14 protein-coding genes are annotated in these 12,287 nt (G+C 32.0%); all 14 read right to left on the bottom strand.

Translation table 11 applies throughout. From position 1 onward, the window contains the following. Positions 1 to 11 precede the first annotated feature (11 nt). Positions 12 to 611, bottom strand: coding sequence for a bifunctional nuclease family protein (locus OH806_RS11390; RefSeq protein ID WP_264743805.1), 600 nt, complete (start codon positions 609 to 611; stop codon positions 12 to 14). A 108-nt stretch (positions 612 to 719) separates the two neighbouring features. Beyond that, positions 720 to 1,667 (bottom strand): electron transfer flavoprotein subunit alpha/FixB family protein, encoded by a 948-nt coding sequence (locus OH806_RS11385; RefSeq protein ID WP_264743804.1) that lies wholly within the window; start codon positions 1,665 to 1,667, stop codon positions 720 to 722. Positions 1,668 to 1,707: 40 nt separating this feature from the next. Further along, on the bottom strand, positions 1,708 to 2,454 hold the full coding sequence (locus OH806_RS11380; protein ID WP_264743803.1) for an electron transfer flavoprotein subunit beta/FixA family protein: 747 nt from the start codon (positions 2,452 to 2,454) through the stop codon (positions 1,708 to 1,710). A 149-nt stretch (positions 2,455 to 2,603) separates the two neighbouring features. After that, the gene (locus tag OH806_RS11375; RefSeq protein WP_264743802.1) at positions 2,604 to 3,311 is read right to left on the bottom strand and encodes an SDR family oxidoreductase; all 708 of its coding nucleotides are present in this window, start codon (positions 3,309 to 3,311) and stop codon (positions 2,604 to 2,606) included. A gap of 58 nt (positions 3,312 to 3,369) precedes the next feature. Next, positions 3,370 to 4,749, bottom strand: a complete 1,380-nt coding sequence (locus tag OH806_RS11370) for a dipeptidase (protein WP_264743801.1) — start codon at positions 4,747 to 4,749, stop codon at positions 3,370 to 3,372. A 77-nt stretch (positions 4,750 to 4,826) separates the two neighbouring features. Then, on the bottom strand, positions 4,827 to 5,474 hold the full coding sequence (locus OH806_RS11365) for an OmpA family protein (RefSeq protein WP_264743800.1): 648 nt from the start codon (positions 5,472 to 5,474) through the stop codon (positions 4,827 to 4,829). 55 nt (positions 5,475 to 5,529) lie between these two features. Then, entirely contained in the window at positions 5,530 to 6,678 is a 1,149-nt protein-coding gene (locus tag OH806_RS11360; RefSeq protein WP_264743799.1) for a class I SAM-dependent methyltransferase, read from the bottom strand. 29 nt (positions 6,679 to 6,707) lie between these two features. Next, positions 6,708 to 7,091 carry a GxxExxY protein gene (locus OH806_RS11355; RefSeq protein WP_264743798.1) on the bottom strand — a complete coding sequence of 128 codons (384 nt, stop codon included), beginning with the start codon at positions 7,089 to 7,091 and terminating at the stop codon, positions 6,708 to 6,710. A gap of 75 nt (positions 7,092 to 7,166) precedes the next feature. Beyond that, positions 7,167 to 7,607: a DinB family protein gene (locus tag OH806_RS11350; RefSeq protein ID WP_264743797.1), complete on the bottom strand. Its 441-nt coding sequence runs from the start codon at positions 7,605 to 7,607 to the stop codon at positions 7,167 to 7,169. Beyond that, the gene (locus tag OH806_RS11345) at positions 7,607 to 8,770 is read right to left on the bottom strand and encodes a methylmalonyl-CoA mutase family protein (RefSeq protein WP_264743796.1); all 1,164 of its coding nucleotides are present in this window, start codon (positions 8,768 to 8,770) and stop codon (positions 7,607 to 7,609) included. Before OH806_RS11345 ends, OH806_RS11350 begins: the two co-directional genes overlap by 1 nt. Before the next feature lie 86 nt (positions 8,771 to 8,856). Beyond that, positions 8,857 to 9,216, bottom strand: coding sequence for an FtsB family cell division protein (locus OH806_RS11340; RefSeq protein WP_264743795.1), 360 nt, complete (start codon positions 9,214 to 9,216; stop codon positions 8,857 to 8,859). Between the two features lies 1 nt (position 9,217). Further along, on the bottom strand, positions 9,218 to 9,832 hold the full coding sequence (gene udk, locus OH806_RS11335) for a uridine kinase (RefSeq protein WP_264743794.1): 615 nt from the start codon (positions 9,830 to 9,832) through the stop codon (positions 9,218 to 9,220). 128 nt (positions 9,833 to 9,960) lie between these two features. Beyond that, positions 9,961 to 11,808 carry a T9SS type A sorting domain-containing protein gene (locus OH806_RS11330; RefSeq protein ID WP_264743793.1) on the bottom strand — a complete coding sequence of 616 codons (1,848 nt, stop codon included), beginning with the start codon at positions 11,806 to 11,808 and terminating at the stop codon, positions 9,961 to 9,963. 166 nt (positions 11,809 to 11,974) lie between these two features. Further along, positions 11,975 to 12,277, bottom strand: a complete 303-nt coding sequence (locus OH806_RS11325) for an ATP-dependent Clp protease adaptor ClpS (RefSeq protein WP_264743792.1) — start codon at positions 12,275 to 12,277, stop codon at positions 11,975 to 11,977. Between the last annotated feature and the right edge of the window lie 10 nt (positions 12,278 to 12,287).

The following is a 12,287-nucleotide window of genomic DNA, read 5'->3' as shown; positions in this document are numbered from 1 at the left end:
AAAATATCTCTTTAATCAATTTTCTTTTTTCTCCTTTTGATTTCTTCCTGAATCTCTAAGGCAGTGTCATAATCTTCTTCTTTTACGGCTTCATCCAACAATTTTTGAAGTTCTTCCATTGAAATAGATTTTAAACTATCTTCAGTGGGAACAGTTTCTGAAAAAGATTGTTCTTCTCTTGCAACATCTTCTAGCTCTAATAGAATTCCTGCTTCATTTAATACTTGTTGAGTCGTATATATCGGCGCATCAAACCTTACAGCCATTGCTACAGCGTCAGAAGTTCTGGCATCAAGAATCAGCTCTTCATTATTCATTTTATTTCTAAAATTAATATTTGAAAAGAAAACTCCGTCAACAATCTGATAAATGATAACTGAAACAAGCTCGTAATTAGCAGATACTATAAATTTTGTGAATAAATCATGAGTAAGCGGACGAGGTGGATGAATGTCTTTTTCCAGACCTAAGGAAATGGATTGCGCCTCGAAATTTCCTATAACAACAGGTAATTTTATATGTGTTTCTTCATGCTCCAATAATAAAGCGTACGCCCCCGATTGGGTCTGACTGTACGATATTCCTCGAATAATTAGCTGTTTGTAATCCATAGCTACAAATATAAATTAATTTTTTATTGTAGTATTTACTTTTTTAGACAAAAATAAAAGCCCGGAAGCCGAGCTTTTATAATCTATTTATAAGTTTTAAAAACGTTATTAACCTTTTAAAGCTTTAATTTTCTCAGTTAATGCAGGAATAATCTGGAAAGCATCTCCTACAACACCATAATCAGCTGATTTGAAGAATGGAGCTTCAGGATCACTGTTAACCACTACGATAGTTTTAGAAGAGTTTACACCAGCTAAGTGCTGAATCGCTCCAGAAATACCAACTGCAATGTAAAGATTTGGAGAAATTGCCTTACCTGTTTGTCCTACGTGCTCAGTGTGAGGTCTCCAACCGATATCTGAAACTGGTTTAGAACAAGCTGTTGCTGCACCTAAAGTGTTTGCTAATTCTTCAATCATTCCCCAGTTTTCAGGACCTTTCATACCTCTACCTGCTGAAACCACGATTTCAGCTTCTTTAAGGTCTAGTTTTCCAGAACTTTGTTCGTGGGATATAACTTTGGTATCTTCATTAGCAACAGATAAGTTTTTAACTTCTTCTGAACCTGAAACTGCATTTTCTTTAACACCGAAAGCATTTTGAGAAACCGTAACGATTACTCCAGCTCCTTCAGCTTTTGCATGCATAAAACCTTTTCCTGAAAAAGATCTTCTTTTTACTTGGAATGGAGAAAGACTTTCCGGTGCTGCAATAACATTAGTAATTAAAGAATGTCCGTTCATAATTGACAACATTGGTGCAATTGATGAAGCATCTGTTGTATGAGGAAAAACAATAATATTTCCGTTTGCTACCTCACTTACAGCCTGAGCATAAGCTTTTGCTGAAAAACTTTTAAGACCTTCGTCTTTAACATTAATTACATTTGATGCTCCATATTTGTATAATAAATCTGAAGAATCTGTTGGGTTTACAGAGATTGCTGTAACTGTATCTCCAGCCTGATCTGCAATAGCTTTAGCATAAGAAACCGCTTCAAAAGCTGCCTTTTTGTAAACACCATTTATATTTTCTGCGTATACGAATACTGCCATTTTTCTTGAATTTAATAAATTAAAAATAAAGGATTAAAAATTAGATTACTTTAGCTTCTTCGTGAAGTAATCTTACCAATTCATCCAAGTTATCTGCAGAAACCAATTTTACAGCAGCTCTTGGTGGTACACTGTCATAAGAAACTCCCTGAACTTTAACTTCAGAAGAAGTTGGCTCTACAACCTGTAAAGGCTTCGTTCTTGCAGACATAATACCTCTCATATTTGGAATAATTAAATCCTTTTCGTCAACTAATCCTTTCTGACCAGCAATTACAGCAGGTAATTTTACAGAAATAGTTTCTTTACCACCTTCAATTTCTCTTACAGCAGTAGCTTCACTTCCGTTAACATCAAGACCTACAGAAGCATTTACAAAAGGCTGGTTCAGTAGCTGAGCTACCATTCCCGGAACAGAACCTCCATTGTAATCAATAGATTCTTTTCCACAAAGAATTAAATCATATCCTCCATTCTGAGCAACAGAAGCAATTTCTTTTGCTGTAGAATAGCTGTCTTTAGGATCAAGATTTACTCTTATTGCATCATTTGCCCCGATTGCCAATGCTTTTCTGATTACAGGCTCAGTAGCCGCATCTCCTACATTGATAACAGTTACTGTTGCACCTTGAGACTCTTGTAATTTTACAGCTTTTGTCAATGCAAATTCATCTAGTGGATTAATAACCCACTGAATTCCGTTCTTGTCAAATGCAGATTTATCTGCTGTGAAGTTAATTTTGGAAGTAGTATCCGGAACACTACTAATACAAACTAATATTTTCATGTGTACTATTTATTTTTTTCTTTTTACTTCATCAAATCATAGGATTTTTGAAGAAATTTTATATTGTATTAAGTTCTGCTAATATAAATAAAAAATATATTATGCATGCATAATACTTATGATTTTATTATTCAAAGCATTAAATGTTGTTATTTAGCTGGTTTTGTGGCTCTAAATTCTATCTTACTAGGCAAAACTCTTGGGTTCATTTTTAAAATATCTAAAACCAAATTCCCCATATCTTCAGGCTGAATCTTCCAAGAATCTTTTTCCGAGGGAATATTTCCATTGAAGTATGTTGCTACCGAACCCGGCATAATTACGGTTGACTTAATATTATACTTTCTTAAATCAATCATTGCTGCCTGTGTAAAACCTACGACTCCAAATTTGGAAGCGTTGTAACCCGTTCCGTTTTCAAAGAAATTAGCTCCAGCTAAACTAGAAATTGTGATATAATACCCTTCTGTTTTCTTTAGTTCCCCCACAGATGCTTTTAGAGTATAGAAAACACCAGTTAAATTTGTTTCTATCATATCATTCCATTCTTCAGCAGAAAGTTCGTCAACAGGTTTAAAAATCCCTAATCCTGCATTTGCGACAACAAAATCTAATCTCCCGAATTTTTCGATAATATATTTTACCGCTTTTTTTTCACTTTCAAGATTTCTAACATCCGAAACAATTCCCAAAACATTATCTGAATATTGTTGAAGGTCATGTTCTGCCTTTTCTACATCATCTCTTTTTCTTCCTGAAAACGCAACCGAAATTCCATTTTCAAGCAAAATTTTAGCAATCCCGTAACCAATCCCTTTAGTTCCTCCCGTTATATAAGCTACTTTATTTTCTAACATTACATAAATTTTATTTTATAAAAATAAAAAAAACGCCCCAAAATTGGAGCGCTTTATACTATTTAGCATAATTTTCAAAAAACAAAGGGATACTTTCAATTCCTTTATAGAAATTGAATAACCCGTAATGTTCATTCGGAGAATGAATAGCATCAGAATCTAATCCGAATCCCATTAAAACAGATTTAGCTCCTAAAACTTTCTCAAACATAGCTGTGATAGGAATACTTCCTCCACTTCTATAAGGAAGAACTTCTTTACCAAAAGCAGTTTCCATTGCTTTTTTAGCCGCTAAAAACTCTTTTGTATTGCTTGGTAAAACATATGGCATCCCTCCATGATGAGGAGTAACTTTAACTTTTACATTTTCCGGAACTATTTTCTCAAAATACTTTGTGAATTTTTCAGTAATTTCTTCCGGAGTCTGATAAGGAACCAAACGCATTGAAATTTTAGCAAAAGCTTTTGAAGGAATCACTGTTTTTGCACCTTCACCAGTATATCCCCCCCAAATTCCGTTGCAGTCTAAAGTAGGACGAATAGAAGTTCTTTCTAATGTTGTATAGCTCTTTTCTCCTTCCACACCATTTAATCCGATTGATTTTTTGAACTCTTCAGGATTATCTTTCAGTTTATTCATTTCAGCTCTTTCTTCAAGAGAAACAACTTCTACATTATCATAAAAACCATCAATCGTGATGTGCCCGTCTTCATCAATTAATTTAGCAATCATTCTGGATAGTACATGAATAGGATTCGGAACAGCTCCACCATAAAGACCTGAGTGCAAATCTCTGTTCGGACCTTCTACTTCAACTTCTACATAACTCAATCCTCTTAGTCCTGTTGTAACAGTAGGTTGCTCATTAGAATAAATATGAGTATCTGAAATCAGAATGCAATCACAAGATAATTTCTCTTTATTTTCATTCACCCAATCTCCCAAACTTACCGAACCAACTTCTTCTTCTCCTTCTAAAATGAATTTAACATTACAAGGAAGAGCATTCGTTTTCATCATCGCTTCAAATGCCTTTAAATGCATAAAAAACTGCCCTTTATCATCTGCAGAACCTCTTGCAAAGATTGCTCCCTCAGGATGAAGTTCTGTTTTTTCAATATAAGGTTCGAAAGGAGGTCTAGTCCATAATTCTAAAGGATCGGCAGGTTGAACGTCATAATGACCATAAACCAAAACCGTTGGTAAACTTTTATCTAAAATTTTCTCTCCGAAAACAATAGGATAACCTTTCGTTTTGCAAACTTCAACATTATCAGCACCAGCATTTTTAAGGTGTTCTGCTACAACATCTGCACATTTCAGTACATCATCTTTATACGCAGGATCGGCAGAAATAGAAGGAATTCTCAATAACTCAAATAATTCATCAACGAAACGTTGTTTGTTTTCGTTAATGTAATTTAGTGTCTCTTGCATTGTAAAAATATTTTGTTAAAAATAAAAAAAATGCCCTGCTTTGGCAAGACATTTCATATTTCTTTATCGTAAAACGACTATTTCGTAAATCTTACAGACATTTTTCTGTCAGAAGCTCTTTCAGCGTCAGAAGCTTTTGCGTCTACTTTTGCATACTGACTTCCGTATCCTTCAGCAGAAACAATCTGTCCTTCTACACCTAGTTTAGAAAGCTCAGCTTTGATAAAATTAGCTCTATCTTGAGATAATTTTAGATTTTTTGCTTCATCTCCAGTTTTATCTGTATAGCCACCAATTTTAATTTTAGCATCAGGATATGCCTTCAAGATTTTAGCTAAATTATTCAACTGTTCCTGAGAACCAGCTTCTAATTGGTTTGAAGAACCTGTTTTGAAGTTTACATTATCAAAATTATACCATGTATTTTTCAATCCGTCTTCTGTATCTGTTGCATACTGCCCAGATTTTAAGTACTTAATCATACTCTCTTCCAAACCGTTAGCAAAACCTTTTAAAGCTGTTCCGTTCAAATCAATAGAAACCTGAGTTTTTTCTGTGTGTGCTGCTACACCATGACCATGTGCTTCACCTCCTCCTTGTACATCTTCTGAATATCTGTCAGCTCCTTCTTCAAGTTTTATAATGTTCTTATTTCCACCATCTGGTACTTTTTTACAGCTTACAGCTATAGTCGCAATGGCTAAACATATGATTAATTTTCTCATGCTTAAATTTTTGATTGCCCAAAAGTAAGAAATCTTGCATTTTTCGGCAACATTTTTATACTGATTTTAATATTATTTTACCTTTTTTGGATTGTGTAAAAATAAGATACCTTTCTCCACCATCTTTTAAAGCATATTTTTTCTTTATTTCTTCCGGTTTTAATGGATAATTTTTTGAAATAATATTGAACTGCTCTTTCTTCTTAATCTCTTTATTTTCAATAACTTTAATCTCAAAAGCTCTTCCAGGAAAGTCATCAATCCTTTCATTTGAGGTATAAAGATGTGTATTGGGATGCAATTTTTTCAAACCGAACCTTCCCGAAATTAAATTAAAAATTCCTGCTTTTAAAATTGAATTATTGGGAATGTATATAAAGTTTTCGGGCTCAGAATAGTTGGGTATTGCCTTTTCTTCATCTCCAAATTGATAGGTAAAAACAGATTCTCCACTCTCTAAATTCACACAATTACAAACAATTTTCCCTTGATTTTCTTTTGAGAGAAAAACGACAACCTCTTTTACGTCATTTTTTACAGCAATAATATCAATCCTGAAAATATTTGGTAAAACGGAAACCAAATATTTCAAATCGATTAACGGAGAAAGTTTTATCACAACTTCATTGGAAATTGATAGCATTTGTTCCTGAATTTCAAGAATGTTTGGTGATAAATCCTCTAAAAGAAAAACTTTGTTTTTATTATCATCTCTTCGGGCAGGATCGAGATAAATTACATCAAAATGTTCTTTATTTTCGTTTAAGAAATCTTCGAGTTTTTTATTGATAAATCTTGCTTTTTTTTCTAAAACAGTCCAATTGTGAGATACAATTTCTAAAAGTTCTGGATTTTGCTCAACTAAAGTAACATCATCAAAGTTTTTTGAAAGATAATAAGCGTCAATACCAAAACCACTCGTTAAATCTATAAACTTTTTACCTTTTAAAATTTCCGATTTATAAAGTGCAGTTTTTTCAGATGAAGCCTGTTCTAAATTGAGTTGTGGCGGAAATATAATTCCATCTTGTAATAAAAACGGAAACTTTTTTTGTGCAACCTGCTTTCCTTTAATCTGCTGAACGATTTCCGGCATAGAAACCTCAGGAAACGGAGATTTTTTCAATAATAAAGAATGCAAATCTGTGGTAAGATTTGCATTGATATAGTTTTGAATATTTTTATTTAATATGTTATTTCCCACAGATTTCACAAATATCACAGATTTTTATACTATTCAATAATTCCGTTTATTTTTCTGATTATGCTTTTATCAATATAATCCGTATTGAAATTAACTAATATTCCTAATTTTAAGTTTGTCAATTTTAAATAGGTTAATAATTGTTTATGATGAACATTACTAATCTCCGGAATTGATTTTATTTCGATAATTACTTTATTTTCAACAATAATATCAGCAATAAAACTTGTTTCAATTAAAACTCCTTTATAATTCACCGGAATTTGTACCTGAGTTTTAAGATTTAAACCATTGCTCTTTAATTCATAAGCCAATGCTTTCTCGTAAACCTTTTCTAATAATCCAGGACCAAGCTCATTATAAACAGAAAATATGGACTTTCTGACGTAAAAGCTAATTTCATTTTCATTCATTTGTGCAGAATTTATTTGTAATTTACAAAAACTGTGTCATCTGAGAAATCTGTGGGAACAATGATTTACCCAAATTTATCTTTTATAAAAAATATAATCCGTTAATATAGGCTCTACACCACACTGTTTGAGCAATGAATTGATTTGCCCTCTATGATAAGTCGAATGATTGATAACATGGAAAAGCATTTCAAAAACACTGTTTTCAAACTTTATTCCTTTTGAATTTTGGTAGTCTCTTTTCGCCTCCAAATCTAAATTTTTAATAATATAAATACTTTTCTCAAAGTTCTCATTATTAATAGAATCAAGACTTTCAAACGGATTAATTTGCCATACATCAAATGTTTTCTCTCCTAAAATTCTTGAGTTCCAGATTTGCTGAGCATTTAAAGTATGATTAATCAAACTTATTGTTTTTTCATCTACTTTATCAAGATTCTCTGTTATAACTTTAATCATTTCTTTGTTGAAATGATAAGTGTATTCAAAAAGGTCTATTAGTTTTTCTTTCATTATTCAAACATTTCAGCCCAACGAACAGCTTTAATTTCTTTTTCGTTATAAAGTTGCTCAATTGTTTTTTTAACGTCTAATTTTGGATATAAATTAACTCCAATTAATTTAATTTTACCCTCTTCTACCCACTTTTGCTCTTCTACAGCGTGTTCGAAGATTTTCTTTTGAATAATTCCCTGTTTTAAAAGCTCCAAATACCCACCTGCTTCTTCAATTTCAACAAATAAAGCCCAAGATTTTTCTGCAATTTGTTGAGTAATATCTTCTACATAATAACTTCCGTTAGCTGCATCTTCAAAGACATTAATGATACTTTCATACGCCAAAACTATCTGTTGTTTGAAAGAAATTTCTTCAGAATTTTCTGTACTTCTGTCAACAAGATAATTATTACTGAAAACGGCATCTGCTCCGCCAATCATTGCCGAAGCTAGTTCTAAAGTAGAGCGTATTAAGTTGTTTTCATTATCAGAAACAGCTTTATTTCTCAAAGAAGTTTCTGCAAAAATATATGGTATTTCATCCAGACCGTATTCTTTAGAAAGTTGATTGAAAACGATTTTAAAAGCTCTCAATTTTGCTATTTCAAAGAAATAATTTCCTCCAATAGCAATTCTGAAAATTAGTTTATTTACAATTTCAGAACCATACATTTCAATCAATTCTTTTGTTTTTGCTAATGCAATACCTAGTTGCTGATAAATGGCTGCTCCGGCATTTTGGTGAAGAGAAATATCAACACAAATGCTTCTTTTGAATTCTTTTGACAGCAATTCTTTCACTAGTTGGTCATTAATGGAAGCTGTTTTTTCATCAAAAACATCAATTAAGGAGAAATATTGGTCTTCTTCCTTCGGACGGATATGTCCTGCCAAATCAACATTATTAACAAAAATCGTTTTTTGCTCCAGATTCTCAACATTTTGGTCTAAAATAAATGCGAAAACATCATCTTCTAAACTTTCGTGATATTTTGCTACCAAATGTGTATTTTCTTCAACTTTAGGAAGATTTACCAAAGGTTTCTGAACTGAATCATAGAATGGCTTTACATTAATTCCTTCTAAATTTTCTTTTTTTAGAACCGAATAAATATCTTCTGTTTTAAGTTGTTTCTGTACTAATTTTTCCCAGTTTGGAAGCGTATCTGTATTTGACATTGGATATGAATTGTTTATGAAATATCAACGGCTTAATTATTCATTAATCAGGAATCAAGTCTTAGATTGATAATCACGATTAGTCTTTACTTTTTTTTCGCAACATTCGTACTATCTACAACCAAAATGAAGATTTCTTCGTTTGGCTTTTTCATGAAATAGTTTTCTCTTGCGTATTTTTCTTTTTCAGATTTATTGTTCATCAATTTTTTATAAAACGCATCATTTTTTTCGTATTCGGTTTTATAATATTGAAGCTGGTCTTCGTACTTGTTAATCTCACCATTCAGTTCATTAATTACCAAAAACGAAGTTTTATCAAAGAAAATCATCCATACCAAAAACAAAACAATTGTAATGGTATATTTATTCAGTACATATTTCTGAATTAATTTCAAAGTCTCAGACTTTGGCTGGATGTCTTTAATAAGTTTATTTTCTTTCATTTTAGTTTTTTCTCAACGAGTTTTTAATAACAGTAGTTAGAAAATCAATCGCTACCGAATTTTGTCTCATATTTGGAATAATCAAATCAGCATCGTTTTTAGACGGTTCTATAAATTCCTGATGCATTGGTTTCAGAGTTGTTTGATAACGGTGCAATACCTCGTTCAAATCTCTTCCTCTTTCCTGAGTATCCCTCCTTATCCTTCTAATCAATCTTTCGTCAGAATCAGCATGAACGAATACTTTAAGGTCAAACTCTTTTAATAATTCTTTATTGGTAAGTACCAAAATTCCTTCTACTACCAATACATTTTTAGGTTCTACAATTACATGATCTCCTGTTCTGGAATGAGTAACAAAGCTATAAATCGGCTGTTCGATAGACTCGTTATTCTTTAAAGCTTTTACATGTTTCAAAAGTAAATCAAAATCAATAGACTTAGGATGATCATAGTTTAAAACTTCTCTCTCAGCTAAAGTAAGATTCTGATTATCATGATAATAATTATCTTGAGAAAGGATATTCATTCCTTCAATATCAAGTTGCTGAAGTATCTTATCAACAACCGTAGTTTTGCCGGATCCTGTACCTCCAGCAATTCCTATTACAAGCATTCTTAATTGTTTCTTTATAGTTTTTACAAATATACTATTTTAGATTAATGCAAATAAAATAAAGCGGCAGGAAATTATTTGAAACAAAAAATCCGATGTAAAAACACCGGATTTTGAATCTTTATATTTTATTTCTTTACAAACTTGGATGATAAATTAATCCCTTTTATGGTTAAAATATAATCACCTGTTGTAAGATTTGAAACATTAATTTTATTCTTATCATTCGAAATTGTTGTTTCTAAAACCTTTCTTCCTTCTATATTAAAAATTTCTACTTTTTCTTCTTTTTCAAGTTTAGCAGAGATATTCAATATATCAGAAACCGGATTAGGATAAATTGAAACAATATCTTTTTTAGTAATGTCTTTAACACTTAATGAACAATTATAAGCTGGTAATGTATATCCTGCAGCGGTAAATTCTTGTGTCATTTGAGTTATATCATTACAATTGAATCCGTACTGTCCTAACATATCTATAGCGGCTTGTCTCACAGCAATCGCAGCGTTTTGCTGACCAGTACTTGAACCCGTCATCGCTAATCCTTCAAGAAAAGCTCTGTCCGTTTTTTCTTTTCCAATTTTATCATAAATTCTCATAAGAGCAGATGCCCAAATCTGACCTTTTATATGAATCGTTCCACTACCTGGGAAAAGTACCGTGTAATTAGTAGTTCTTCCTCCCCAACAAGAATTATGACCATCCCAATTAAAAACCCAGTGATATTGAGGAGCCGTTGATGGCCACTGATTCAAACTTCTACTATATGATTGTGCCCAATAATCTCCACATCCTTCACTCAACCCATCAACCTGAGATAGTCCACCATTAGTCAACCAATCATGTATCCCGTGTCCTAACTCATGTAAAACCACATCAGCATCTTCCGCATCATCTACGCACCCTTCACCGAAAACTAAAACCTGACTAACAGGATCATAATGTGAATTATCATCTCCATCTTCACCATGAGGATCGAATGCCACAACTCCATTATTCATGGAAGGTCGACAGTTTATACCCAGTGTCTCATTGATATATCTAAGATTATTATCAATGTGCCAATATGCATTTACCGCCTCAAAACCATCTTGTTCTCTATTAAATAAAAACTGATTACTTGATTGAGTAAAAAGACCTTTGTTAGGAGTTTCTAATTCTTTAATTTCAGCATAAGTTCCCTTTAGTTTATAAACACCTGCTGTTAAATCTAATTCAGGGATAGTTACCAAAGTTCTTGCAGCATCTAAACTTGCATTGGTAGCATCATTACCATCTACATACTGTCCTCCGTAAGTAGAACCTGTCTTAGATAGAGGATCTGGATTAAAAATATATCCAGTTCCCGATACTGAACCTTTTTTAACTTGAGAATTTTTCTTATTTTTCTTTTTACCAGGATTTATACCATCCTTATCTCTATAATAAACCGCAATATCTTTTACACTTATTATGTCTCCTGTCTGAGCATCAATAATAGTTTCCCAACTTCCTGGGTTCTCGTAAGAACTTGTAAGAACTCTATATACTAACTTAGTTTCCCCTTCTTCTGTAAGATAAACATAAAGTTTAGTATCTTCATGAGTTATATCTCCTTTTGATTTGGAAGCAAGATGTCCTTTTCTAAGAGCATCCTCTGAAGAGAATGAAGGTATTATATTTATTTCCTTCAGTCCTTTTCTTACACTTTCCGCAGAAGTATAGGTAATTTTACCTTCTTTATTAAAATGTACTATAATTTCCGATTGAAAAACAGGTACATTTTTTAGCATTTGCTGGAAACGTAATGTTTCCCCTGAACTTCCTTTCTTTACAAAACTGAGTTTAAGCTGAGTGAAATTTGTAATTCCTAAATCTCTAGAATTTTGAGTAATCCATCTTTGTGCTGAAGCTTCAAATGGTGATTCCTGGGCTGCTAATATTGAAAAAGAAAGCATGCACCCAACAACTAACGAATTAATTTTTAGTTTCATATATATTTATAAAATTTGGTGTAATTTTTTGGTTAAACTAAAATAATATAAATACGTAATAAAACAACATTTTTTTCTTAAAAATATATATAATAAGAAAAAAAATGTTTCCATTTTTAAGAATTATATAAAAACAAGAAAGCCCTAACAATTGTTAGAGCTTTCTTTATACTATTTCGCTTGTTAAACTTCTTGAAATCAGCTTTTCGTGCATTGGTTTCAGTAAATCCATCGAACCTGTTTTCACTGTACATTTACCTTTATAATGCACTAAAATGGTACATTGCTCAGCCTGTTCTAAAGTATGTTTACAAATTTCCATCAAACATTCGATTACATAATCAAAAGTATGGATATCATCATTATGCAAAACTAATTTATAAACTTCGTCTGTATCATCCAAAACAAGAACTTCTTCCTCGTATTTACGTTTTGGATCATCATAATCTTTTATCGTATTGAAAAACATTATAGTTAAA

This window comes from Chryseobacterium oryctis (assembly GCF_025971925.1).
Lineage (GTDB): Bacteria > Bacteroidota > Bacteroidia > Flavobacteriales > Weeksellaceae > Chryseobacterium > Chryseobacterium oryctis.
Note: the sequence above shows the minus strand (reverse complement) of the source record. Positions and strands in the feature narration are given on the sequence as shown.